The following is a 23,755-nucleotide window of genomic DNA, read 5'->3' as shown; positions in this document are numbered from 1 at the left end:
AGGAAAGGCATGGCTAAAGATCGATTCACCAATTTGGACCTCAATTTATTGCGCACGTTTATTGTGCTGCATCAAGAGCAAAATACGCGACTGGCGTCAAAACGCCTATTTGTCTCACAACCCGCTATCAGTAAAGCTTTGCAGCGGCTGCGGCATCATTTTGAAGACGAATTGTTTGTTAAAAGTAAGACCGGCTTGAGTGCTACAGCGTTTGCTGACGAATTAGCTAAGGGCTTAGCACCCATACTTAATGACCTACAGCAATCCTTAAATCACACCACAGCATTTACGCCCGCGACATTAAGCGGTGTTATTCGTATCGCCATGTCGCCATTTTTACTAAGCACGTTAGGAAGCCGAATTTTCATCGAGCTTCATCGACAAGCGCCGCAGGTGCAATTTCAATTGGTTAATTGGTCTAAATCCACCGTGCGAGATTTGATTAACGACGAGGTGCAAATAGGCATTCACTATCAACTTGGTGATGCACCTAAGCAGTTGCTGCAAAAAACAATAGGCACTGAACGCTTCGCCTTAGTTATTCGAAAGCAGCATCCCTATACTAAAGATTCAATTGATATCAGTCATGGTATTGATTATCCACTGGCCACAATAATTGCTTCTGATTGGAATTCTCAAATGTCAATGATTGAGCAACAGCTAAGTGCTCGAGGTATCGAAACTCAGGTTGGCTTTCGCTCGGAATTGCCGTCAGCAATCATGGAAGTGATTGCGAACACCAATATGATGTTTCCGGCTTCGCAATACATAGATATTAGCCGAAATCCAGAACTTCGTAAGTTGCAAGGAACCATTGATAATCAACCGTTTAAAGTGGACGTCTGCAGCTATTTTCACTTAAAGCATCGCAACAACCCCACCGTATCTTGGTTAGAAAAAACAGTGACAGCACTGTTGAATTGAGGGAGGCGTTTTTGGCCTCCCCACCAGGGTGGAGATAAACCGATTCGTAAGAATCGCAGTTATCGTAACGGATTGAATGGTTCAATCCTGGGATAGTCCGGTGAGAGAGGCGTTTTTGGCCTCCCCACCAGGGTGGAGATAAACCGATTCGTAAGAATCGCAGTTATCGTAACGGATTGAATGGTTCAATCCTGGGATAGTCCGGTGAGAGAGGCGTTTTTGGCCTCCCCACCAGGGTGGAGATAAACCGATTCGTAAGAATCGCAGTTATCGTAACGGATTGAATGGTTCAATCCTGGGATAGTCCGGTGAGAGAGGCGTTTTTGGCCTCCCCACCAGGACTCGAACCTGGACCGTCCGCTTAGGAGGCGGGTGCTCTATCCTGTTGAGCTATGGGGAGACTGGGAATTGATTAGGTTTTGCTTAACCCGTATTTGCGCATTTTTTCCACCAGCGTTGTGCGGCGAATGCCCAGCAGGTCAGCGGCGCGGCTCACTACATTGTTTTGCTGATCCAAGGCTTGGCGTATCATGTCGATTTCCATTTCAGCGAGTAAGTCTTTTAAGTTGACTCCCTCAGCAGGCAATGCGGTGGTTAATTGAGAAGGAGGGATATCAAGGTCCACTTCGCCACTGAAGACCGACGCCAACGCATCTCTTTCCAATTGCTCCTCGGGCATATCGACGTCGTATGTGGGCACATCGATGTGGCGATACTTGTGAGGTAAATCATTCACATCAACCAATCCATTTGGATATAAAATGGTTAATCGCTCGATTAAATTAGAAAGCTCTCGAACGTTGCCTGACCAAGTGTGCTCCATCAATGAGTCAATGGCCCGTTGAGTGAAGCGAACTTTGCCTTTACCTTCGTTAAAGACACGAGACACCAGCTCTTGTAGCAAGAGAGGAATATCTTCGGCTCGCTCCGTTAAACTGGGCATTTCGATTGGGAACACGTTTAAGCGATAGTATAAGTCTTCTCTAAAGGTTCCTTGTTCAATCATTTGTTCAAGGTTTCTGTGAGTGGCCGCGACAACGCGTACGTCAGTGGTAATGGCTTTATTGCCACCGACCCGTTCAAAAGTACGCTCTTGCAATACCCGCAGCAGTTTTACCTGCATTGGCATTGGCATATCGCCAATTTCATCTAAAAAGAGGGTACCACTGTTGGCCATTTCGAATCGGCCTTTGCGACTGCTAATAGCGCCGGTAAAACTGCCTTTTTCATGGCCAAAAAGCTCGCTTTCTAGCAGTTCACCTGGAATGGCACCGCAATTGACCGGTATAAATGGTCCCGCGGTTCGGTCTGACATAAAGTGAATATTTCGCGCCACCACTTCTTTACCTGTGCCAGAGGGACCCATAATGAGCACGGTGGCATCGGTTGGCGCAACTTGGCTAATCATGTGACGAACTTGATGAATGCCGGCGCTGCGGCCAACAAGGCTTCGAAATAACTTGGTTTGATTGGTGTTCTGGGACGTTTGTGGGCGTACGGTTTGACCAAATACTTGACTGTAGTTGAGGAGCTCGGTGACCTGAGGGTAGTTGAGCGGCTCGTCAATGTGACCCAGCAAATTTTCTCTGGGGTTAACCAAACTGCGGCCAATGGTAAGTATTGGCTGCCATGGTAATTGAGTGGCAAGTTTGCCTATGGTATCAGGGCTAATGTCATCGCTAGCGATGATTATCGAACGCCATCGTTTGTTTGAAGGGGTTGTCGCCAACTCTTCTAAACGTCGGAGTTCAACTTTTTCGCCTAGAAATTCTAAAACACAAAAAAGGCGTTGTACGCGCTCTGATAAATTATCAACTAAAAGGATCCGTGGGTCAGTTTGCATTTTTATACGCTATTATTATTTGCATTATTTTTTGAGTGCTTAGAGCGTTAACACTCTAAGCAAGCACGGTATTAAAAATGATGTATCAATATGTCCCTCATGTGCAAGCAAAAACTCACAATCGACTCTATTTTTTAAAGACAATTCCGTCTTTCATCACAAAGGACACATTTTCCATCAAGCGAATGTCTTGCAATGGATCACCGTCTACCGCGATGATGTCGGCAAGGTAGCCGGGCTTTAATTGTCCGAGATCGTCTTGTTTTAGCAGTGCAGCACTGTTTATCGTGGCCGCTTGCAGCGCTTGTGCTGGGGTCATGCCAAAGGTCACCATTCGTTCGAATTGTTTGCCATTATCGCCATGAGGGTAAATTGCAGCATCCGAACCAAACACCATGTTTGCACCCGCTTTGACGGCTTTTCTAAAGCTTTCTCGTTGCGCTTTAGAGACGAGCTTTTCTTTGTTGATGTTCTCCTCGGGTACACCATTGGCTTCGCCATAGGTTAGTGTGTATTCGGTGTTGTAGATGTCGCAGGACAAATAGGTTCCTGCTTTAACGGCCATTTTAATGGTTTCATCGTCCATAAAGCTGCAATGTTCAATAGAGTCTATTCCGGCTCGTATTGACGCTTTAATGCCTTCAGTGCCGTGAGCATGGGAGGCAATGGTCAAGCCCCGTAGATGCGCTTCATCCACTGCGGCTTTGATTTCTTGCTCGGTATATTGCTGCACGCCAACTTTGGTTCCTTTAGAGAACACGCCACCGGTAGCGCAAATTTTAATGGCGTTGGCGCCGTATTTGATGTTTTCGCGAACCTTGGTTCTTACTGCCCATGGGCCGTCAGCAACGCCGGCGGATCTGGCCTGCTTTTCAGGTGCTGAGAAATTATCGTCACAATGGCCACCGGTAATGCTAATGGAATGTCCAACCGCCCAAATTCTGGGTCCCGGAATTTCTCCAGCGCTAATGCCGTCACGAGTCGCAATAACAGAGTAACCGGCTGCACCTAAATCTCGCACGGTAGTGAAACCAGCCATAAGGGTAGTCTTAGCGTTCTTAACGGCTTTGACCGTTTGCCGCGGAACCGAATAGTTTAAAGACTCAAGGAAGTTATCCTGAGCATCGCCCGATAAATGAACGTGCATATCCATAACACCCGGCAACAAAATCTTACCGCCTAAGTCGACTACCTTGTATTGCTCTTGATTGTTAATGTCGTCAAGACGTCCTACCGAGGTAATGCGATTGTCCGATACCACAATGGCTGCATCTGCAATGGTTTTACCCGCAGCTACGTCTACGTAACCATCGGCGATAATTAAGGTATCTTGCGCCATGGCCATTGAGCTGCTCACCATTGAACTACTGAACAGTGCGAGTGCAACCGTGGTTGAAAGGGCTTTTGGTAACGAGATTTTGGCTAACTTAAAGGCATTAAAGGTGGTCATAACAAGTCCATTGTCAGGCGGGCCAGAATTATTGCACGAGGTATGCTTTTTGTTATCGGCCATATTTAGTATGTTAACTGCATAGGGTTGCAAGTTAGCACTAAATTTTACAATAGTAAATCCAGTGCGTTGGCCGCTTTTTTATAGAGAAACCATCTCTCGACAAAGGACTGCATTGTGAGAAAAAGAGGATACAAATACCGGCTTAACAGTGGTCTGAAGGGGGTCATCGTTTTCACCATCGCTTTCATTGTTGGGGTGCTAGCCATGAAAGTACTGGATCGTGTTATTGCCGAACGTGTGATTGCGCGAGATGCACAGGTGCTGTTGCAAAAATTCAAAATGTACTTGAATGACTCCAATCAGCAACTGAGTGCGCTTCCAAATTTGGTTATCGTTGACAATCAATGCTCTGCAGAGCAAGAGCAAGCCATTAAAGACACCCTGTTTAACGCCAATTTCGTGCGTTGGATAGCGGTGACCACGCCCAGTCACAACATGATTTGTCAAACCGGTACTATTGAACGCAACATAACCAGTTTGGATGTTTTTGAAGTCAGCCAAGGGTTGAGCGTCGCCGTTGCTAATGATGTTGACAGTGTGGGACATGAGCTATTTCTAGTTCGTCATATGAGGGGCTTTGATTATGTCGCCAGCATAACGCCTTTGCGCCCCCGCTATTTTGTACCGGTAGAGTGTCAAGGCTGCTTAAAATATCGAGTATCACTTAATACCAATCCGAGAATAGAGTTTGGTAATCAGAGCTTTGTGGGTAAAGGACGAATTTCTCACACCATTGTCGAGCATCAACAAGGGTACTCAGCCACCTTTGAACTCACGGGCAATAAAGAGTTTTTGGAGCAATACGCTCAATTTGAATGGTACGTCTCGTTCATCGTGGGATTCCTTTCCGGTGTAATAGGTACCTTGTTATATTGGCGTTGGAATCACCATAGGAACTCCATTGAGCAACAAATCCGGCAAGGCGTCAGTGCAGGGGAGTTTATTCCGTTTTATCAACCCATAGTGGACAGTCGTCGAAACGAGCTAGTGGGGGTTGAAATATTAATGCGCTGGCAACGAGATAAAGACCGATTCATCCCGCCCAATCAATTCATTCCTTTTGCCGAAGATACCGGTTTAATTTCAGACATGACGGCGTCGATGCTGGAGCATGTGTTTGACGATATTAAGGCGTTTGGAAGCGACGTAAAGCCGCTGTTTTTTAGTCTCAATATTGTGCCCTCGCATTTAGACTCTGATGACATTGTCGACTACGTGGAGTCATTGCGACTGAACCGATTGTTACAACAACATAAGCTATCGCTAGAAATTACAGAGCGTTACCCTATTCGCGATATGAAGCGCGCGCGAGCGGTCTCTCAAAAGTTGAGCCGGCTAGGGGTTGATTTGAAGCTAGATGACGCCGGTACTGGTTACGGTAGTTTTAGTTACATTCAAAACCTAAACATCAGCACCTTGAAAATCGATAAAATGTTTGTCGATACCATTGGTCAACAAGACAGCTTTAATCGCTCCACTTTAGATGCCATTGTGGCGTTTGCGAAAGAGTCACAACTGGCTTTAATCGCTGAAGGCGTGGAAACTTCAGAGCAGTTAGACTACTTAAACTCAGTTGGAGTCGAGCTGATACAAGGCTATTACTACAGCAAGCCTCTTCAGGGTAACGAGTTGATGCAGTGGTTTAACGATAGCTCGTTGGAGTAAAGTAATCTGAGTTAAATTGACGTTGGCATTTTTTTTGCAGGTTCTTACTTTCGGTTCCAAGTGTCAAAAATACGTGATGTGTTGTTTGACGCTGCATTCTCGAAAGGTAGTGTAATTATATGCAAGATATTTTAACTCAAGCCGAAATAAATGCGTTGGTACATGGTATTTTCGACGAGCCAACGCCGGACAACAATGAAGCTTCGCTATCGCCTTCTAAGTTGGCTCAGCAACGTTGGGGAGCAATATCAACGCAACCCAAGGTGTCAATCGATCTGGATTTGACGGGGCAAGTTGTGGGGCAACAACTCACCAGTGAGCGCTTAAACTCGTTAGAGGTTGGGGACTCGATTGCTTTGGCGCGTTCACAGCAACTGATCATTGAGGTGGCAGGGGGTGTTAAGTACAAAGGCTATATTGCCTGTAACGGTGAGCATTTAGAGCTGAAAATTACAGAGTGTCTTTGGTAGCGCACTCACGCACAATGACAATCACCATTGTAGCTAGACAATTATCACAATAAAAACAAACTAAAAAGGCAGTGTGATGACATTAAATGGAGTTAAGGTAATCGCCGTAACCGGCGGTAAAGGCGGCGTAGGCAAGACCAGCACCGCAATTAATACGGCGGTTGCTCTAGCGGAAAAAGGGAAGCGAGTGTTGGTATTGGACGCTGACTTGGGGTTGGCCAATGTCGATGTAATGTTAGGGCTGCGGGCCGATAGAAACCTCTCTCACGTGATCAACGGTGAATGCGGTTTAGACGATATTTTATTAGAAGGCCCAAGTGGTATACAAATTATACCGGCAACCTCTGGTTATCAATCCATGGTTGAATTAAGCGCTAAACAGCATGTGGGTTTGATTCGAGCTTTTAGTGAAATGCGCAGCGAATGCGATGTGTTGATTGTGGATACGGCGGCTGGAATTTCCGATATGGTGTTGAGCTTTGCTCGGGCCAGTCAAGATGTCATGGTGGTGGTATGTGACGAGCCCACCTCGATAACCGACGCTTATGCGCTCATAAAACTGTTGAGTCGAGATTACGGTGTTTTTCGATTCCGAGTCGTTGCCAATATGGTGAGAAGCCTCCGTGAAGGACAAGAATTGTTCGCCAAGTTATCACGAGTAACGGATCGCTTTTTAGACGTGGCGATCGAGCAGGTTGCTACCATCCCATTTGACGATAATTTGCGCCAATCTATTCGCAAACAGTCTGTGGTGGTAACCGCCTATCCAAACTCGCCAGCGGCCATCGCCTATCAAGGCTTAGCAAGTAAGATCCTTTCTTGGCCAGTACCGCAGCAGCCAACGGGCCATTTGGAATTTTTTGTCGAACGTTTGATAACCAAACCGCATGCCTCGCGCAGTGCCACTCAAGAGGTCTCTTAGAAATGTTGAATTGGCTAGTGGTTGCAGGCTTCGTAGGTTTAGTGTTGGCTTTGGTGGCCATGCAGTTGCAATTATCCCGCGCTCGGGGAAAGGTAACGGCACTGTCGGCACAAGCGCAAACGAATGAATTCGAGATAAGCTTGTTAAGGCAAGAGGTTCAAGAGCTGAGAAGCGGCACTCTTGGTGTGGCTAAACGACTGGAGTTACTTGAATCGCAGCGACATGACTAATGTGATCGTGATAAGTACGGTCTTGATGAATAAATGATTTAAAAAAGAGTCTTCCTATATCGTCATATATTGCTAAAATTAGCGCCTTTCTCACCTCGATTGTGGCTAAAAGAAATAGAAATTAACAATTATGCCTTTGGTCATTTTGCGCCGAAGGTTTATTGTTATAGAGAAATTCACAATCAAATCTTATCGAAATAGTTGTAAGGATAACGAAGCTAGTATGACTCGGTGGATGCGCAATCTGAACAGCCTTATGTTGGCGATGGCTCTTTTGGCACTCGGCGCCATCGCTCATGCTAATGAGTCTGTAACGACGGCCAACAGCAATGACTCTGTCAGTCAAGAGGAAGCGCTTCCTGCACCGCATGAACTTGTGGAGCGAGATCCTAGAGATCCGTTTGAGTCTTTTAACCGCAGTATGTGGCATTTCAACTATGAATACATGGATAAGTACATCTACCGGCCAGTCGCCAAAGGTTACGCTTATTATGTTCCTCGCCCTGTGCAAAATGGCATTTATAACTTTGTGCTCAACTTAGAAGAGCCGCAGTCGGTGGTGAATAATCTGTTGCAAGGAAAGCCTAAGTACGCTGTGAATGCCGCCGGGCGCTTTGTGGTGAACTCTACCGTGGGAATTCTCGGCGTTATCGACGTTGCCGATTACATTGGCTGGGAACGCAAACAAGATGATTTCTCTGAAGTTATGGGTTTTTACGGCGTGCCAGATGGTCCTTATTTCATGATGCCATTTATTGGGCCTTATGTGGCACGTGAATTGGCGTTTGATTGGGTAGACGGCACTTACTGGCCTCTTTCTGAGTTAAACTTCTGGCAATCCGCAACCAAATGGGGATTGAAAAACCTGCACAAACGCGCGCGAGCTTTGGAGCAAGATGGCCTTATTGACAGTGCCATCGACCCCTATGTGTTTGTCAGAGACGCTTACTTTCAGCACGTTGCTTTTAAAGTGTATGACGGCGAGCCGCCTATCAGTGAAGATGAAGACGATCTTTTAGACGACTATCTTGATGAGCTTGATTAAGCTAGACTGATAAAAAAGCTATTAATCATAGGAAGTTATATGGATCTTAGCGGAATTAGTATTCTGTTAGTGGAAGATGATCCGGTATTTCGTCACTTACTCAGCCAATATCTACAATCTCAAAACGCAGAAGTATTTCAAGCCGCCGATGGTCAGCAAGGATTGGACATGATGCAATGGCATCAGATTCAATTGGTTATTGCCGACCTAACCATGCCGGTAATGTCTGGCTTAGATATGATTCGAGCAATGCAGATTGAGCATGCAAGCGTTCCCATTGTAGTGGTGTCAGGAAACCACCTTATGGACGATGTATTACAGGCGTTACGACTGGGTGCGGTTGATTACCTCGTAAAACCTGTAGCCAATTTTGAGCAGATTAAACAGGTGGTGCTAGAGCAAGTTAAGGCGCCCGCTAAAGCCCTCGAGACTCATGAGCAGCAACGTTTAACCGACAATTTAGATGCTTTAGCAAATGAAGCTCATACCGCTAAAATTGCGCAATTATCTTTATTTCCCAATGCGAGTGTGCAAGGACCTGGCTGTCAAATTGGGTATTCCATTCGCCACAAAGCGGCGACCTCGAGCGTATACCTTGAGGTGGTTCCTATTGACGATCGGCGCCAGGCGTTTCTGTTTGCCAAAATATACGCCAACGAACCGGGCATGGCGTTCACCAGTATGCTGCTTCGTACTTGCATCAACCACAAGGTGCAGGAGTATCAGCGAGGGCAAGGACGCATGGTTACCCACCCATCCTCCATGTTGAATTACCTCAACCAAGCGATACTTCAATCCGGTGCCGGTATTACAATGGACATCAGCTATGGCAGTTTTGACTCAAGCACACAGCGTTTGAGCCTTGCGCAACTGGGACATGGAGTGCGAAGCTTCTTGCAAAGTGCTCACTCATTGGTGCCGATTGTAATGCCCAATACGCCAGCGCTTGGACAACAACCTCAAGTTACACCGGCAACCCACACTCGAACCATGAAGCCCGGTGAAGCCATTTGCATGCTCAATGGTGGGTTAGCCGCTCGAGAGGCATTGCAAAGGGGCAACCACAGTGGTGTTGTTCAAGAGCAGGTTGAACACGACTTTGGCTATCTAAGTTTCCAACTCAGCTAGCCGCTTCATCCGTCGCTGAGTTGGATTGCGCTTGCACAGAGCTTGATTCATTGTGAGTGTGCAGTTTAGCCTTGATTAAGCTGCCTAACATGCGCCCAATTATGGTATTTTCTGCCAGTATTTCCTTGCAAGCTTGTTGGTCAAGAAAGCCGATCTGATGAGCAATGGTCAGTTGAGTGGCCAATTCTGCGGTGCCGCAAATGGCTCGATTAAGGTACTTTAAGCATTGTTGTTTATCGCGGCGATTTTGACCGTGAGCGATGTTGCTGGGAATGGCGAGTGCGGTGCAGGTGAGCTGATCTTTAATTGTGAGGTTATCGCAATGGCTGATGATTTGCACAACCGCACAAGCTTGATTAGCGCTGCGCTTCCATACGTTAAGATCTTCGTAATACATAGTTAGGCTGTCCATAAAAAGTAACGGGCCTACTAGTACAGTTTAAACTAGCCACAGATGCCATCGCTCTAATGGCTAGTTTTAACGGCTTGTAATTTCAATACGCTTTAATGTCGTCTAAGCAAGCACAGTCCAAATCGGTGCATGGTCTGAGGGCTTTTCAATGCCTCTTAGCTCGTAGTCGACATCGCTATCAACCAATCGAGGTAACAAACTGGCGGTGGTTAATATCACATCAATGCGCAGCCCACGATTATCGTTGAATCCTTTGGAGCGATAATCGAACCAGGAGTATCGATTTTCTTCGTCGGGCTTTAAATAACGGAAACTATCGCTAAAGCCCCAATCGAGCAGTGTTTTTAACCACTCTCTTTCTATCGGTTGAAAACTGCATTTGCCGGTCTTTAGCCAGCGTTTTGCATTGGCTTCTCCAATGCCGATATCACGATCAATGGGCGATATGTTGATGTCACCCATAACCACAATGTCTTCTTCATTACTGTGGTGTTGAGTTAGGTATTGCATTAAATCGGCATAAAACTTTTGCTTAGCCGGAAACTTGGTTTCGTGGGCAATATTTTCCCCTTGGGGGAAGTAGCCATTGAGCACGGTAAGCATGCGCCCATTTGCTTGCATGAACTGCCCCATGATCATGCGCCGTTGGGCATCGTCACTGTCGCTTGGAAAGCCCTTAATAACCTTATTTGGCGTACTTCTAGATAGCATGGCAACGCCGTAGTGGGCTTTACCCCCGTGATAGTGAACCTCGTACCCCATGTCGCGCACAGCCTGTTCAGGAAACGCTTCGTCGTGAACCTTTGTTTCTTGTAAGCCAATAATATCCGGTTGATGTTTGTCGATAAGTGCTTGAAGCTGATGAAGGCGGGCGCGTAAGCCATTAATATTGAAACTAACGATTTTCATGTAATCCCTTGAAATTTGATGTTGGTATTATTGCCTCAATCATAACCACAATCAGCGTTTCAGGTAAGCGCTTAATCTTTCTTTTTTGCGTGTTTAGGCCATTGTGAAACGAGGATGCCGACAATAATGATAAGGCCGCAGCCAACTTCCCAGCCATGAATCGTTTCCCCGAGCAGTACCACGCTTAATGCGGCACTGAACAGTGGTAATAAATAGTAAATAAAACCGGCTTGTTCGGCGCCAATCTTGCTGATGGCGTAGCCCCACAATAAATAGGATATTAAGGAAGCCGCAATGCCGATGTATAAGATGGACAACCAAGCTTGTGAGTCAATTTGATAATCGCCAACCAAGGCTCGCTCGACGCCATAAAACGGCAGCAGCATGAACCAGCCGATAATGAAGCAGCCCAGTTGCAAAGGGGCGCCGGATACCTCGCTAGGACGCTTAGCCAGCATCATACTGTAAACGGCGAATGAAAATGCCGCCACCAGCATTAATAAGTCACCGGTAGCAAATTCAAGCTGAGTCAATAAAGACCAGTCGGCGTCGCACAGTAAGGTAATGACGCCAAACAACACCAACACCAAACCAAACAACTTAGTGGCCACAATCGCTTGGCCATAAACAAAACGATTAATGAGTATCACGAAAATGGGGAAAGTGATGGCCAGCAGCGACATGTTGAGAGCGGAAGTGGTGTGGCTGGCCCAATATATTAAGGTGTTAAACAGCGTGACACCAAGAAAGGACAACAGCGCAAAATAGCGAAAATGTGTCTTAAAGTGGTGTCGCAAACGCCACAGACTGACACTCGCAAAGGGCAGTAAACATGCCAGTGCGACGGTCCATCGCAGTAGGGCCAATGCCACCGGCGGAATTTGCTCGTTAAGAGCTCGGGCAACAATAAAGTTGCCCGACCAAATTGCTGTGGTAACAATGGCCGCCAGAACGCCAAGCCAAATAGTTTGTCGGGCATTAAGGCGCTCTAGGAGGGTAAACAAGCCAGTTATAGCTTAACGCTTAAGAACGGCTTGACCACAACATCGGCATAAATGCCAGCATCCATGTAAGGATCCGCCGCAGCCCAAGCTTTGGCATCTTCAAGCGAATCAAACTCGGCAACCACTAAAGAGCCGGTAAAGCCTGCTTCGCCGGGTGCTTCGCTATCAATAGCAGGGTTAGGGCCCACTAAAACCAAGCGGCCTTGGTCTTGCAAAACTTGCAAACGAGCCAAGTGAGCAGGACGAGTGGCTTTGCGCTTTTCTAAACTATTTTCGACGTCGTTGCCAACGATCATATACAACATTATTTCAGTTCCTTTTTCTTGTCTTCAGGAAGATGCTTAAATAAATACACTACAGTGGCTATGGTAAACAACAACGTGAGTGCCATTAATCCAAATACTTTGAAGTTGACCCAAGTTTCCAGTGGTAAGCTAAATGCCACGTATATATTCAAAGCGCCGCAAGCACTAAAAAAGAGCACCCAAGCCCAAGTCACTTTTGCCCAAACGGCATCGGCAACGGGCATTTCTTGACCAAGCATGGCTTTAATAATCGGTTTATTGATCAGCTGACTGACCGCCAGTGCGATGGCAAATAAACCGTACACAACGGTCACTTTCCATTTAATAAACGCGTCATCATGGAGCACCATGGTTAAGGTGCCGAAAACCCCAACTAATGCAAACGTGATGAGGTGCATTTTTTCTACTTTTTTAAACACCAAATAACTGATGGCTATTTGCACGGCCGTGGCGGCGATTAGGGCCCCAGTTGCCGCATAAATGTCTACCATTTTGTAAACGATGAAAAAAACCAGTAGGGGTAAAAAATCGAGCAGTTGCTTCATTTGAAAAAATACTTCTGTTGATGGTGATAAGTGTGAGCCCAGGGTTAATTGGGTGCATTACCCTGGGCGTCGAGTTATTACTTGTGAGTGGCTTGCTTCATCGTCTTAGTGAATTGGGCTAAGGCGCTCAGCATGGCTTTGCTGTCATGCAAATGCTGTTCTATTAATTTGACCGTGGCCGACCCAGCAATGGCGCCGCTGGCTCCATTGGCAATGGCTTGCGCCACTTGATCCGGCTCACTGATGCCAAAACCTAAAATGGCCGGTGGCGCATTATACTCTTGTAAGGTTTGCAGTTGGTCCATCACCGGCATTCCGGCTTTCACGTCGGTGCCAGTAACCCCCGCTCGAGAAAGCAAATAGGTATAGCCACTGCCCGCCTGAGCAACTTCCATCAAGGTGGTGTTAGAGGCATTCGGTGGCGCAATAAAGATCTGGTTAATGCCATATGCTTTGGCCACCTTAGCGAACTCTCCACTCTCTTGAACTGGCACGTCGGCAATTAATACCGAATCAACCCCTGCTTCCTGACAATCTTGATAAAAGCGTTTAATGCCTCTTCGGTACACTAAGTTAGCGTAAACCAGCAGGCCAATTGGAGCGTCTTTGTAATCGTTGCGGATTGTTTTAATAATGTCGAAGCAATCTTGAACCTTCATGCCCGACTCTAATGCCCGCAAATTAGCGCCTTGGATGACTGGGCCGTCAGCGCTTGGATCGGAAAATGGAAAGCCAAGTTCCAGAGCATCGGCACCGGAATCGAGCAGGGTACGGATAATGCTTAAGCTCGTCGCTTTGTCGGGATCACCTAAGGTCACAAACGGAACAAAGGCGCCTTGATTGTTTTGCTCTAAGCGCTCAAATAACGCAGAGTATCGGTTTGAGCTTGTCATTAGAGCGCTCCTTTTTTCTCTAGAATATCGTGTACGGTGAAAATGTCTTTATCACCCCGTCCCGATAGATTAACAATCATGATGCATTCTTCGGTTTGTTGTTGTGCCTCTTTTAAGGCCCAAGCAAGCGCATGAGCGGATTCTAAGGCCGGAATAATACCTTCATGCTTAGCTAAATCTTGAAAACACTGCAGAGCTTCTTCGTCGGTAATGTTTTCATAGCGAGCGCGACCGGTGGCATTCAAATAGGCATGCTGGGGTCCCACCGATGGGAAGTCGAGTCCAGCCGATACAGAGTATGACTCTTGAATTTGACCGTCATCGTCTTGCATTAACGGGGCCTTCATACCAAAGAAAATACCGGTTTCACCCATTTTTAACGGTGCACCATGTTCTTCAGTATCAATGCCTTTACCGCCGGGCTCTACCCCAATCAGCTCGACAGAACGCTCCTCGATAAAATCGGCAAACATGCCAATGGCGTTGGAACCGCCACCGACACACGCAATGACTTTATCGGGCAAGCGACCTTCTCGCTCAATGATTTGTTGTTTTGCTTCTTCCCCAATCATGCGCTGAAACTCTCGCACTATGGTTGGGAAGGGATGAGGACCTGCAGCCGTGCCTAATAAGTAGTGAGCTTTTTCATAATTGGCGGACCAATCCCGTAACGCCTCATTGCAGGCATCTTTTAATGTCGCTGAGCCGCTGTGTACCGGAATCACCTCAGCCCCCATTAAGCGCATTCTAAAGACGTTCGGCGATTGACGTTCAACGTCTTTTGCACCCATGTAAACTCGACACTTCAAGTCTAATAAAGCACACGCGAGCGCTGTGGCAACACCGTGCTGGCCGGCGCCGGTTTCAGCAATGATTTCGCGCTTACCCATGCGTTTGGCTAATAGCGCTTGGCCGAGTACTTGGTTGGTTTTATGAGCGCCGCCATGCAGTAAATCTTCCCGTTTTAGATAAATTTTGACTAGTGGGTTGGGGCTGATGTTGCGGCATAATGTGAGCGCAGTTGGTCGGCCAGCGTATTCTTTTAGCAAGCCGGTGAACTCTTGTTGAAATTCAGGATCCGCTTGCGCATCGATAAAGGCTTGCTCTAGTTGGTCGAGTGCAGGTACCAATATTTGTGGTACGAATTGGCCACCATAAGGACCAAAGTAGGGATTAAGTTTTGTCATAGCTTACCTTTAATAGTCTCGAATTTGTTGCATGACTTGGGTAATCAGATCCGCTGATTTTACCCCTTTTGAAGCTTCTACGCCCGAATTTACGTCAAGTTTTATAAAGCCAGCGTTAATGGCTTGTTTTACGTTGGACGGGGTTAAGCCTCCCGCTAAAAAACCTGGTTTATAGGCTTGCACCTGTGGACTCATCCAATCCAATGTTTGACCACTGCCACCGGGTTGCGCAGCCGTTTTGTGATCCAATAACACTTGGTCAACGCCCATAAGCGGTGTTTGCGAGGGGCTGATGGCTTGCCAAATCTCGGTATTTACTAGGGCTTTCTTTAGCTCATCGACATAGGCCTGATCTTCGTCGCCGTGCAATTGAACTGCGAATAACGACAATGCATTAGCGGATTGTATCACCTGTTCTATTTCCGCGTTTACGAATACGCCCACAAACTTAAGTGCTGCGGCTTGGGTGATGGGCAAGGCCGTTTCGAGGGTGACCGCTCGCGGTGAACTGGGGTGAAAAATAAGCCCGCCATAGACGGCGCCAGCACTGGCCACCGCTTGAGCATCTTGTGCCTTGGACAGACCACAAATCTTGGTTTCACCGTAAATCAGTTGTCGACAAGCGAGATCCAAATCTTTTTGCGCCATCAGCGAGCTACCGACAAGAAAGCCATCAACTAGTGGCGCTAAGCGGCGCACTTGTTGGTTAGTGTAGATGCCTGATTCACTGATGATGACGCGATCGTTCGGAATGCGCGGCGCCAACTGTTCGGTACAACTTAGGTCGGTAGTTAAATCCCGCAAATTCCGATTATTGATACCGATGATTTGTGCGTTTAACGCGACGGCGCGCTCCAACTCATGCTCGTTACTGACTTCCGTAAGTACATCAAGCTGGTAAGTTTGGGCATGGCTGGCCAGCGCTTGATAGCGTTGGTCGTCTAATACCGACAGCATCAATAAGATGGCATCGGCACCAAAGTGGGCGGCTAAATCGATTTGGTATTCATCAACAAAGAAATCTTTGCACAGCATGGGTTGATGGATGTGCTGCTTTACTTGAGGTAAAAATTCAAAGCTGCCTTGGAAATATTTTTCGTCGGTTAACACAGACACTGCTGCAGCATAACCTTGGTAGGTGGCGGCAATGTTTGCTGGCTCAAAGTTCTCGCGAATGAGCCCTTTAGATGGGCTGGCTTTTTTACACTCTAAAATGAAACCAGCAGGGCCGTTTTTGAGCGCTTCAAATAAGGAGCGGTCGGATTGCTTTGGCTGCAACGAGTGTGCTGGGTACTGCTGTTGTAGGGCGGCAATCTGCTGCGCTTTATCTTCCACTATCTTGGCGAGTACGCTGGGTACTTCTGAGCTCACCTTAATCATTGGTTACTGGCCTTAACGAATTTATCTAACGTTGTCATGGTTGCACCACTGTCAATCGCCGCTTGGGCAAGCGCTGCGCCTTCTTTGAAATTATTGGCTAATCCAGATACGTACAAAGCGGCCGCGGCGTTCATCACCACTGCTTGTGTTTGAGCTTGAGTTGCTAGCCCTTGTAATATGGCAAGCGTAATGGCTTTGTTTTGCTCTGGGGTGCCGCCTTTAATGGCTTCTAGGGGGGCATTGTCTAGGCCAAAGTCAGCTGCAGATACCTGAGTTTTGGCTAATAGGGCGCCGTCTTTAATTTCTTGGACAATGCTGTCGCCGTGTAATGCAAGCTCGTCTAGGCCACTGCCATGAACCACCACCGCATTATTAACGCCAAGGGCCACTAATGCTTGAGCTATGGGTGACACAAGCTCAGGCAGATAAACCCCTAACACCATGTTTTGTGGCTGAGCCGGGTTAATTAATGGACCTAGTATATTAAAGATGGTGCGAGTTTTTAGTGCTTGTCGTACCGGCATCGCGTGTTTTACGCCCGCGTGATAATGCGGAGCAAACAAAAAAGTAAGGTTGGCGGCATCTAAGCTTGCCCGCGCGCAGGCCGGACTCATGGTGAGGTTTACACCGAGCTCAGATAACAAATCAGACGAACCGGATTTAGAGGAAACACTGCGGTTGCCGTGTTTGGCAACCTTAGCCCCTGCCGCTGCGGCAACGATGGAGGCGGTGGTTGATACGTTGATGGTGTGATGACCATCGCCACCGGTGCCGACGATGTCTACGAGGGGGTAGTCGGGTCGTTCGAAGGGGGTTGCTGCTGCTCGCAGGGCATCGGCTGCGCCAGCAATTTCGTCGATACTCTCGCCACGCATTTTCATTGCGATTATCGCCGCCGTTAATGGCACATCGGCAACCTCGCCGTTAATGATGGCACTGAATAAGGCTGAGCTTTCTGAGCGGTTTAGCGATTGGCCGTCTAACAGGGCTGTAATTAAGTTGTGCATCAGTGTTGAAGTCCGCAAAGTTGATTGATGGTTTGAATGAGTAGCTGACTGCCTTTGGTGGTCATGATGGATTCAGGGTGAAATTGAAAGCCAACCACCGGATCGTCTTTATGTTCGATAGCCATTGCCATGCCGTCGGTTACCGCTGATACGGTAAGGCAATCTGGAACGTGGGTCGCGACTAGGCTGTGATAGCGAGCTACCGGTAGAGGATTCGCTAAACCACTAAAAATACCTTCTCCACTGTGTTGGGTGGGGCTGGCTTTGCCATGCATTAACTGCTGGGCGCGATCGACAGTACCACCATAGTGCTCCACTAACGCTTGATGACCTAGGCAAATGCCTAACATGGGCACTTTGCCGGCAAGCCGCTCAATTAACGCCATCATGCAACCGGCTTCATGGGGGGCTCCAGGCCCCGGAGACAAGACTAAAGGCACAGGCTGTGATTCTGCTAATATCTTATCCGCTAAAACATCGGGATCAACGCTGTTGCGATAAATCACCACCTCAAATCCAAGGCTTCTAAATTGATCCACCAAGTTGTAGGTGAAAGAGTCGAAATTATCTAATAAATACAGCTTCATAGCCCACCTCCCTGACGAATAGCACTGATAACCGCTTGCGCTTTATTGCGAGTTTCATCGGATTCGGATTGAGGGTCGGAGTCGTAAACGACTCCCGCGCCAGCTTGCACCTGAGCAACGCCTTGATGAACCATTGCTGAGCGAATCACAATGCAGGTATCCATATCACCTTGGCCATTGAAGTAGCCCACAGCGCCTCCGTAACTGCCACGGCGGGCTTGTTCTACTTCTCGAATCAGTTGCGCGGCTCTAATTTTTGGAGCGCCCACTAAGGTGCCCATGTTCATACTGGCTTGATAAGCGTGCAGAGCGTCTAAATCGTCGCGCAACTGGCCGGTTACTCGACTGACCAAATGCATGACGTGGGAGTAGCGATCCACTTTTAGCAATTCCGCAACCTTACGGGTTCCGGCGGCACTGATGCGGGCAACGTCATTACGGGCCAAATCCACCAGCATTAAATGTTCGGCTAACTCTTTTTGATCCAGCCTTAATTCCAGTTCAATACGGGAGTCCAAATCGGCATCAATAGCGCTGTTTTGGTCTTTACCTCTTATACGAGTGCCGGCAATGGGATAGATCTCAACTTGATTGGATTGTTTGTCGTATTTCAGTGCGCTCTCTGGCGATGCCCCAAATAGACTGAACTCGCCGCTGTTTAAATAAAACATATAAGGGCTTGGGTTGGATATCCGCAGCGCTTGATAAGCACCAAGCGGATTAGGGCAGGGCAACGAGAAACTGCGTGACGGAACAACTTGGAAAATATCACCGGCAACAATGTGTTGTTTCAGATCCACAACACACTGGTTAAACGCTTCATCGCTAATACTGGCTTGGGCCTGTTCTGATACCCCGGTTAGTGGCCGCGGGCTTGGTGCGGTGGCGACTAATTGTTCAAGTGAATCGGCGACTTGGGCTAAACGTTGATGAACGGTTCCTGTATGTTGCGGGGCATCACCAAAGGCCAAACCATAAAGTTCACTGCTTTGTTGCTGATGGTCAATTTTGAGCATGACTTCGGCAAGGTAAAACAAATAGTCTGGACATGGGTTATTGGCTGCTGAAACTTCCGGTAATGGCTCCACGGTGTCGATGAGATCGTAGCCCAGCACTCCGCCAACAAAGATGGCGTCCCGCTGATGCTGTGGCAAGTCTAATAAGTCGCATAACACGCGAATGCCATCGAGCGGTGACAGCGACTTTAAGCGGGCGTCTTCGTCGAGTGACTCGTCGGCTCTGGGTAACTCAATGATTAATTGTGCGTTGGTTCGAGCCTCAACATAGGTCGCAAAAGCGTTGGCAAGCACAGGAATCAGTTGTTGGCCATTATCGGTTAACCCTTCAAAGGTGAGTCGATGGCCGTCACAACGAATTTTAAGTGCTGCTTGAACTAAAATGAGGCTTTTTAAATGATCTTTGCTTTCGATTTCAGCCGACTCAAGAAGCATGTTATGTGCCGATTGCTGACACAGAGTCCGGTATTGAATTAACGGGTCGGCAAAGTAGGGCACGCCCTGCACCAGCTTGGTGACATTTATAGAGTGTGGGTTAGTCATCGCTAGCATCCTGTTGCATAAGATTATTGCCAATTAAGTTAACGTGTCGATTCATCATTTATGTATCCGAAACCATATGTGCTAATACGGGTTGGCTCAAGCTTAAATACTAAAAAACCCGCTATTTAGCGGGTTTTTATAAAATTTTGCATCAAATTTGTTGCAGCCTTTCTTACACCACCCGCGATTGTTGGGAGTGCCACCACCAGCTGTGAATTGCTAATTGGCTCATTGATTGCTGCTCTGCATGATTTGACTGAAGGCTAAGATAAACATTTTTTAGTTGTTGCTGTCAATATCGGAGAATAAAAATACGCTCATGCACGTGGGGCTGGCTTTCACTCGCTATTTTTAAGCAATCCTTTAGACTAAGGTTATGAGCAGAATAAACCCCATGATTGACTTACACAGTCACACACGCGCATCCGACGGCGGTTTAACGCCTTCGCAGTTAATCATGCGCGCCAGCAACCGCCAATTAAGAGTGTTGGCGATTACTGACCACGATACCACGGATGGATTGGCTGAGGCTCACCAAGAGGTTGCGCGATTAAAAGCGAACCTGAAGTTGATAAATGGTGTGGAAATATCGACACGCTGGCACGGTTTCGATATCCATATTGTGGCCTTAGGGGTTGATATCGATAATTCGTCTTTACAGGCTTTTTTACAAACACAACGACAGCGTCGCCGACTCAGGGCTGAAAAAATATGCCATAAATTGGAAAAAGCTGGACTCACTGGTGCCCTTGAAGGTGCCTTGGCTAAAGCCAATGGCGCGGCCATTAGTCGCAGCCACATTGCTCGTTGGATGGTTGAAAAGCAACACGTTAGCCACATGGATGCGGCGTTTAAAAAATACTTAGGTAAAGGCCAAGGTGCGTTTGTTGCCAACGACTGGCACTCCATTAAGGAAGCCATTGAGGTTGCCCATCAAGCGGGTGGCGTGTGCGTGCTAGCGCATCCGAGTCGTTATTCTATGTCCACTAAGTGGTTACGTAAGTTATTGATCGAGTTTAAACAATGCGGTGGTGATGGTATGGAAGTGGTACTTTCGCAACAAGGCATCAATGAACGACAACTGTTACTATCACTTGCGCACGAATACCAGTTATACTGCTCCCTAGGAAGCGATTTTCACTATGAAAGTCAGTGGGTTGATTTAGGTCGTAATTTATTCTTAGCAGATAATGCGCAATGGATATGGCAGTCGCCACGCTGGCGGGAGGAGCTATGAGTCAATTTTTCTATGTGCACCCAGACACGCCTCAAGCACGATTAATGAATCAAGCGGTAGCGGTAATACGCAGTGGCGGCGTGATTGTGTATCCAACCGATTCCGGTTATGCAATCGGATGCCATTTGGGTGATAAGAGCGCGCTGGATAGAATTATTCGCATCAGGCAGCTGAATAAAGATCACAACTTTACTCTGATGTGTCGCGATTTGTCAGAATTGTCCATCTACGCTCGAGTAGAAAATCAAGCATTTCGCCTATTAAGAAACAACACCCCCGGCCCCTACACGTTTGTATTTAAGGGAACCAAGGAAGTGCCGCGGCGGTTGCTTAACCCGAAGCGTCGCACCATAGGTATTCGAGTGCCAGATAACGCCATTAGCTTAGCGTTGCTTGAAGCTCTGGGTGAGCCTCTTATGTCCACCAGTTTGATTCTTCCTAATAGTGATGTGGCGGAGTCGGATCCGGAAGAAATTCGGGACAAATTGGAAAAACAGGTGGATTTAATCATTCACGGTGGTTTTATCGGTGAAACGCCAACGACCGTAATTGACATGTCTGAAGGCGGTTCAGAGATTGTTCGTGTGGGTGGCGGAGATCCTGAACCGTTTCAATAAGTTTGTGCTGATTGGTGGCTTAATATCAGGTATACTGGCGCGCTTTGGTTTACGTAAGCGTGTTTCAAAGGGGGTCGCTAATGGATAATCCATCTCAAGCGAGTTTGCCATTCGCTAAAGTTGACGGGGAACCGTTGGCGCAGTGGCCACAAGATCTTTTCATTCCGCCTGAGGCGTTGGAAGTGATTTTGGAGACCTTTGAAGGACCGCTAGACCTTCTGCTGTACCTGATACGTAAGCAAAAATTAGACATTTTGAATTTGCCCATTCAGCGAATAACCGAGCAATATTTAGATTACATTAAGTTACTGCAGGGGATTCGGGTAGAGCTGGCCGCCGATTATTTAGTGATGGCGGCAACCTTAGCTGAAATAAAAAGTCGACTGTTGTTGCCTCGACCGGAATTAGAGGAAGATGAGCACGACCCTCGTTTACTGCTTATCAAGCAGTTACAGGCCTATGAGGTGGTTAAACAAGCCGCAGAAGATATTGAAGCTTTGCCGCGGTTAGAACGAGATACCTTTGTTGCCGTAGCAGATAGTCAAGGATCTGAGGCGCTTAAACCGCTTGCGCCACAGGTTGAAATCGCTGATTTAGTGTTGGCGTTTTCCGCTATCGCCAAGCGAGCCGCGCAATTTGAGCATCACCACATTAGTCGGGAAAAACTGTCGACGCGAGAAAAAATGAGCCAATTGCTGAGTCATCTTGATGATGGCGAATTTTATCGTTTTGGGCAATTGTTCGACGTCAAGGAAGGGCGCGCCGGCGTGTTAGTTACCTTTTTAGCGCTAATGGAACTGCTAAAAGAAGCGTTAATAGAGCTCTTACAAGCAAAAGCGTTTGATAACATTTATGTGAGACTGGCTCGATGACACAGGAAGTGGCAACTACACTAACTGCAAAGCAGTTACAGCACTTGATAGAAGCTGCGATATTTTCAGCAGCCAAGCCGCTATCGGTAACTCAGCTACTGGAGACGGTACTTGCGGATACATCGGTAACTCGCGAGCAGGCGAAACAAGCGCTTAGCGAGTTGCAACGAGACTATCGCTCGCGCGGGATTGAGTTAGTGAAATTAGCCAGTGGCTATCGTTTTCAAACTCGCCCGGAGCTGGCTAAGCAGCTTAATAAGGTGCGTCAGAATAGTGCGCCGAAGTATTCACGAGCATTATTAGAAACCTTGGCGTTGATTGCTTATCAACAACCCATCACCCGAGGTGAGATAGAAACCGTTCGCGGGGTAAGTGTGAGCTCTCAAAGCATAAGAACACTTACTGAGCGAGGATGGATTAAAGTCGTTGGGCACAAAGAAGTGCCTGGCCGGCCAGCCTTATTGGCCACCACCAAGGGATTTTTAGATTATTTCGGCCTTGCAAGTTTGTCTGAGCTGCCCAAGCTTAGTGATGAGACGGCGTTGCAAGCCCTATTGGTAGGCACGAGCAGCCGCCAAAATAAAGAGTTAGTCAATGAGTGAAAAACTACAGAAAGTATTAGCGCGCGCAGGGCATGGCTCTCGCAGAGAATTAGAGCAGGTCATAGCCGCGGGTCGTGTCAGTGTTGACGGAAAAGTGGCGCAGCTAGGTGATAGAGTTGAAGCGGATGCTAAGATCCGTCTCGATGGCCATGTTGTGGACGTACGAGCCAATGAAGAGATGGTATGTCGAGTGTTGGCCTACCACAAGCCAGAGGGCGAGATTTGTAGCCGCAAAGACCCACAAGGGCGGCCTACGGTGTTTGACCGTCTTCCCAAGTTAAAAGGAGCTCGCTGGGTAGCTGTAGGTCGATTAGATATTAACACCTCTGGCTTGCTGCTGTTTACCTCAGATGGTGAGTTGGCTAATCGCCTCATGCATCCTGCTCAAGAAGTTGAGCGAGAGTATGCGGTGCGCGTATTTGGTGAAGTGACCGATGAGCACCTTGCGAACTTGAAGAATGGGGTAATGTTAGAAGACGGTGAAGCCCGCTTCGATAACATTAAGTCCGCTGGTGGTGAAGGCATTAACCAATGGTTTCACGTAACCCTAAAAGAAGGACGTAACCGCGAGGTACGCCGCCTATGGGAATCTCAAGAGCTGCAAGTGAGTCGGTTAATGCGAATTCGCTACGGCGATATTGAGCTGGCTAAAAACTTACCTCGAGGCGGTTGGGAAGAATTATCGCTTAATCGGGTTAATTATTTGCGTGAAATGGTGCAGTTACGCCGCGAAACCAAGACCTTATTAACGCCCGAGAAAAAATTGAGCTCAGCCAGAGCCAAGGTTAAAAAGGCTAAGATTCGTCGCGCGGTAAGACGCCATACTGAAAATAAGACTCGCCGTCCTAAATAGCCAAACTTCAAGTAAAAAAGCGCCTTATTGAGGCGCTTTTTTTATG

At 47.4% G+C, this 23,755-nt stretch carries 25 protein-coding genes and 1 tRNA gene; 12 read left to right on the top strand and 14 right to left on the bottom strand.

Annotated elements, in window-relative coordinates:
- Positions 1-9 precede the first annotated feature (9 nt).
- Positions 10-924, top strand: a complete 915-nt coding sequence (locus tag CLC91_RS07915) for a LysR family transcriptional regulator (protein ID WP_095498392.1) — start codon at positions 10-12, stop codon at positions 922-924.
- A gap of 324 nt (positions 925-1,248) precedes the next feature.
- Here the strand turns inward: CLC91_RS07915 and CLC91_RS07910 are convergent.
- From CLC91_RS07910 to CLC91_RS07900, 3 genes are all read right to left on the bottom strand, one after another.
- Positions 1,249-1,324, bottom strand: a tRNA-Arg gene (locus tag CLC91_RS07910).
- 12 nt (positions 1,325-1,336) lie between these two features.
- Entirely contained in the window at positions 1,337-2,767 is a 1,431-nt protein-coding gene (locus tag CLC91_RS07905) for a sigma-54 dependent transcriptional regulator (protein ID WP_095498377.1), read from the bottom strand.
- A 127-nt stretch (positions 2,768-2,894) separates the two neighbouring features.
- A complete protein-coding gene (locus CLC91_RS07900) occupies positions 2,895-4,127 on the bottom strand; it encodes a Xaa-Pro dipeptidase (protein ID WP_233132603.1) in 1,233 nt (410 codons plus the stop codon).
- Positions 4,128-4,394: 267 nt separating this feature from the next.
- On the opposite strand from CLC91_RS07900, the gene CLC91_RS07895 reads away from it, so the two are divergent.
- From CLC91_RS07895 to CLC91_RS07870, 6 genes are all read left to right on the top strand, one after another.
- Positions 4,395-5,945, top strand: a complete 1,551-nt coding sequence (locus tag CLC91_RS07895) for an EAL domain-containing protein (protein WP_179287547.1) — start codon at positions 4,395-4,397, stop codon at positions 5,943-5,945.
- 119 nt (positions 5,946-6,064) lie between these two features.
- Positions 6,065-6,415 carry a FliM/FliN family flagellar motor switch protein gene (locus tag CLC91_RS07890; RefSeq protein ID WP_095498375.1) on the top strand — a complete coding sequence of 117 codons (351 nt, stop codon included), beginning with the start codon at positions 6,065-6,067 and terminating at the stop codon, positions 6,413-6,415.
- 76 nt (positions 6,416-6,491) lie between these two features.
- Positions 6,492-7,337 carry a MinD/ParA family ATP-binding protein gene (locus CLC91_RS07885; protein WP_095498374.1) on the top strand — a complete coding sequence of 282 codons (846 nt, stop codon included), beginning with the start codon at positions 6,492-6,494 and terminating at the stop codon, positions 7,335-7,337.
- Positions 7,338-7,339: 2 nt separating this feature from the next.
- Complete coding sequence (locus CLC91_RS07880) at positions 7,340-7,567, top strand: hypothetical protein (RefSeq protein ID WP_095498373.1); 228 nt, start codon at positions 7,340-7,342, stop codon at positions 7,565-7,567.
- A gap of 223 nt (positions 7,568-7,790) precedes the next feature.
- Positions 7,791-8,612 carry an MlaA family lipoprotein gene (locus CLC91_RS07875; RefSeq protein WP_233132597.1) on the top strand — a complete coding sequence of 274 codons (822 nt, stop codon included), beginning with the start codon at positions 7,791-7,793 and terminating at the stop codon, positions 8,610-8,612.
- 39 nt (positions 8,613-8,651) lie between these two features.
- Entirely contained in the window at positions 8,652-9,740 is a 1,089-nt protein-coding gene (locus CLC91_RS07870; RefSeq protein WP_095500235.1) for a response regulator, read from the top strand.
- Here CLC91_RS07870 and CLC91_RS07865 read toward each other — a convergent pair.
- From CLC91_RS07865 to CLC91_RS07815, 11 genes are all read right to left on the bottom strand, one after another.
- On the bottom strand, positions 9,733-10,152 hold the full coding sequence (locus tag CLC91_RS07865; RefSeq protein WP_095498371.1) for a four helix bundle protein: 420 nt from the start codon (positions 10,150-10,152) through the stop codon (positions 9,733-9,735). The genes CLC91_RS07870 and CLC91_RS07865 overlap by 8 nt on opposite strands.
- Before the next feature lie 102 nt (positions 10,153-10,254).
- On the bottom strand, positions 10,255-11,061 hold the full coding sequence (xthA, locus tag CLC91_RS07860; RefSeq protein WP_095500234.1) for an exodeoxyribonuclease III: 807 nt from the start codon (positions 11,059-11,061) through the stop codon (positions 10,255-10,257).
- 71 nt (positions 11,062-11,132) lie between these two features.
- The gene (locus CLC91_RS07855) at positions 11,133-12,065 is read right to left on the bottom strand and encodes a DMT family transporter (protein WP_095498369.1); all 933 of its coding nucleotides are present in this window, start codon (positions 12,063-12,065) and stop codon (positions 11,133-11,135) included.
- 5 nt (positions 12,066-12,070) lie between these two features.
- Positions 12,071-12,370: a YciI family protein gene (locus CLC91_RS07850; RefSeq protein ID WP_095498368.1), complete on the bottom strand. Its 300-nt coding sequence runs from the start codon at positions 12,368-12,370 to the stop codon at positions 12,071-12,073.
- Positions 12,370-12,915 carry a septation protein A gene (locus CLC91_RS07845; RefSeq protein WP_095498367.1) on the bottom strand — a complete coding sequence of 182 codons (546 nt, stop codon included), beginning with the start codon at positions 12,913-12,915 and terminating at the stop codon, positions 12,370-12,372. Before CLC91_RS07845 ends, CLC91_RS07850 begins: the two co-directional genes overlap by 1 nt.
- A gap of 77 nt (positions 12,916-12,992) precedes the next feature.
- Entirely contained in the window at positions 12,993-13,808 is an 816-nt protein-coding gene (gene trpA / locus CLC91_RS07840) for a tryptophan synthase subunit alpha (protein WP_095498366.1), read from the bottom strand.
- On the bottom strand, positions 13,808-14,995 hold the full coding sequence (gene trpB / locus CLC91_RS07835) for a tryptophan synthase subunit beta (protein WP_095498365.1): 1,188 nt from the start codon (positions 14,993-14,995) through the stop codon (positions 13,808-13,810). The genes trpA and trpB overlap by 1 nt, the downstream gene beginning before the upstream one ends.
- 9 nt (positions 14,996-15,004) lie before the next feature.
- Complete coding sequence (trpCF, locus tag CLC91_RS07830) at positions 15,005-16,375, bottom strand: bifunctional indole-3-glycerol-phosphate synthase TrpC/phosphoribosylanthranilate isomerase TrpF (protein ID WP_095498364.1); 1,371 nt, start codon at positions 16,373-16,375, stop codon at positions 15,005-15,007.
- A complete protein-coding gene (gene trpD, locus CLC91_RS07825) occupies positions 16,372-17,382 on the bottom strand; it encodes an anthranilate phosphoribosyltransferase (protein ID WP_095498363.1) in 1,011 nt (336 codons plus the stop codon). Before trpD ends, trpCF begins: the two co-directional genes overlap by 4 nt.
- Entirely contained in the window at positions 17,382-17,969 is a 588-nt protein-coding gene (locus CLC91_RS07820) for an aminodeoxychorismate/anthranilate synthase component II (RefSeq protein ID WP_095498362.1), read from the bottom strand. The genes trpD and CLC91_RS07820 overlap by 1 nt, the downstream gene beginning before the upstream one ends.
- Positions 17,966-19,537 (bottom strand): anthranilate synthase component 1, encoded by a 1,572-nt coding sequence (locus CLC91_RS07815; protein ID WP_408634219.1) that lies wholly within the window; start codon positions 19,535-19,537, stop codon positions 17,966-17,968. Before CLC91_RS07815 ends, CLC91_RS07820 begins: the two co-directional genes overlap by 4 nt.
- Before the next feature lie 367 nt (positions 19,538-19,904).
- Between CLC91_RS07815 and rnm the strand changes: the two genes are divergently transcribed.
- The 5 genes from rnm to rluB all read left to right on the top strand — a co-directional run bounded on the left by rnm (position 19,905) and on the right by rluB (position 23,709).
- Positions 19,905-20,765, top strand: coding sequence for an RNase RNM (gene rnm / locus CLC91_RS07810; RefSeq protein WP_095498360.1), 861 nt, complete (start codon positions 19,905-19,907; stop codon positions 20,763-20,765).
- A complete protein-coding gene (locus CLC91_RS07805; RefSeq protein WP_095498359.1) occupies positions 20,762-21,382 on the top strand; it encodes an L-threonylcarbamoyladenylate synthase in 621 nt (206 codons plus the stop codon). The genes rnm and CLC91_RS07805 overlap by 4 nt, the downstream gene beginning before the upstream one ends.
- A gap of 80 nt (positions 21,383-21,462) precedes the next feature.
- Entirely contained in the window at positions 21,463-22,254 is a 792-nt protein-coding gene (locus CLC91_RS07800; protein WP_095500232.1) for a segregation and condensation protein A, read from the top strand.
- Positions 22,251-22,856 (top strand): SMC-Scp complex subunit ScpB, encoded by a 606-nt coding sequence (scpB, locus tag CLC91_RS07795; RefSeq protein WP_095498357.1) that lies wholly within the window; start codon positions 22,251-22,253, stop codon positions 22,854-22,856. Before CLC91_RS07800 ends, scpB begins: the two co-directional genes overlap by 4 nt.
- Positions 22,849-23,709, top strand: a complete 861-nt coding sequence (gene rluB, locus CLC91_RS07790) for a 23S rRNA pseudouridine(2605) synthase RluB (protein ID WP_095498356.1) — start codon at positions 22,849-22,851, stop codon at positions 23,707-23,709. Before scpB ends, rluB begins: the two co-directional genes overlap by 8 nt.
- Positions 23,710-23,755: the final 46 nt, after the last annotated feature.

The sequence above is a fragment of the Paraferrimonas haliotis genome, assembly GCF_002282895.1.
GTDB classification, from domain to species: Bacteria; Pseudomonadota; Gammaproteobacteria; order Enterobacterales; family Shewanellaceae; genus Paraferrimonas; species Paraferrimonas haliotis.
Note: the sequence above shows the minus strand (reverse complement) of the source record. Positions and strands in the feature narration are given on the sequence as shown.

Excerpts from the sequence above, each read along its gene's own strand:
- CLC91_RS07870 (WP_095500235.1), top strand. The coding sequence starts at position 8,652 with ATGGATCTTAGCGGAATTAGTATTCTGTTAGTGGAAGATGATCCGGTA.
- CLC91_RS07890 (WP_095498375.1), top strand. The coding sequence starts at position 6,065 with ATGCAAGATATTTTAACTCAAGCCGAAATAAATGCGTTGGTACATGGT.
- xthA (WP_095500234.1), bottom strand. The coding sequence starts at position 11,061 with ATGAAAATCGTTAGTTTCAATATTAATGGCTTACGCGCCCGCCTTCAT.
- rluB (WP_095498356.1), top strand. The coding sequence starts at position 22,849 with ATGAGTGAAAAACTACAGAAAGTATTAGCGCGCGCAGGGCATGGCTCT.
- CLC91_RS07800 (WP_095500232.1), top strand. The coding sequence starts at position 21,463 with ATGGATAATCCATCTCAAGCGAGTTTGCCATTCGCTAAAGTTGACGGG.
- CLC91_RS07915 (WP_095498392.1), top strand. The coding sequence starts at position 10 with ATGGCTAAAGATCGATTCACCAATTTGGACCTCAATTTATTGCGCACG.
- CLC91_RS07865 (WP_095498371.1), bottom strand. The coding sequence starts at position 10,152 with ATGGACAGCCTAACTATGTATTACGAAGATCTTAACGTATGGAAGCGC.
- trpCF (WP_095498364.1), bottom strand. The coding sequence starts at position 16,375 with ATGATTAAGGTGAGCTCAGAAGTACCCAGCGTACTCGCCAAGATAGTG.
- trpB (WP_095498365.1), bottom strand. The coding sequence starts at position 14,995 with ATGACAAAACTTAATCCCTACTTTGGTCCTTATGGTGGCCAATTCGTA.
- CLC91_RS07850 (WP_095498368.1), bottom strand. The coding sequence starts at position 12,370 with ATGTTGTATATGATCGTTGGCAACGACGTCGAAAATAGTTTAGAAAAG.
- trpD (WP_095498363.1), bottom strand. The coding sequence starts at position 17,382 with ATGCACAACTTAATTACAGCCCTGTTAGACGGCCAATCGCTAAACCGC.
- CLC91_RS07885 (WP_095498374.1), top strand. The coding sequence starts at position 6,492 with ATGACATTAAATGGAGTTAAGGTAATCGCCGTAACCGGCGGTAAAGGC.
- trpA (WP_095498366.1), bottom strand. The coding sequence starts at position 13,808 with ATGACAAGCTCAAACCGATACTCTGCGTTATTTGAGCGCTTAGAGCAA.
- rnm (WP_095498360.1), top strand. The coding sequence starts at position 19,905 with ATGAGCAGAATAAACCCCATGATTGACTTACACAGTCACACACGCGCA.
- CLC91_RS07875 (WP_233132597.1), top strand. The coding sequence starts at position 7,791 with ATGACTCGGTGGATGCGCAATCTGAACAGCCTTATGTTGGCGATGGCT.
- CLC91_RS07880 (WP_095498373.1), top strand. The coding sequence starts at position 7,340 with ATGTTGAATTGGCTAGTGGTTGCAGGCTTCGTAGGTTTAGTGTTGGCT.
- scpB (WP_095498357.1), top strand. The coding sequence starts at position 22,251 with ATGACACAGGAAGTGGCAACTACACTAACTGCAAAGCAGTTACAGCAC.
- CLC91_RS07845 (WP_095498367.1), bottom strand. The coding sequence starts at position 12,915 with ATGAAGCAACTGCTCGATTTTTTACCCCTACTGGTTTTTTTCATCGTT.
- CLC91_RS07820 (WP_095498362.1), bottom strand. The coding sequence starts at position 17,969 with ATGAAGCTGTATTTATTAGATAATTTCGACTCTTTCACCTACAACTTG.
- CLC91_RS07900 (WP_233132603.1), bottom strand. The coding sequence starts at position 4,127 with ATGGTGAGCAGCTCAATGGCCATGGCGCAAGATACCTTAATTATCGCC.
- CLC91_RS07815 (WP_408634219.1), bottom strand. The coding sequence starts at position 19,537 with ATGCTAGCGATGACTAACCCACACTCTATAAATGTCACCAAGCTGGTG.
- CLC91_RS07805 (WP_095498359.1), top strand. The coding sequence starts at position 20,762 with ATGAGTCAATTTTTCTATGTGCACCCAGACACGCCTCAAGCACGATTA.
- CLC91_RS07905 (WP_095498377.1), bottom strand. The coding sequence starts at position 2,767 with ATGCAAACTGACCCACGGATCCTTTTAGTTGATAATTTATCAGAGCGC.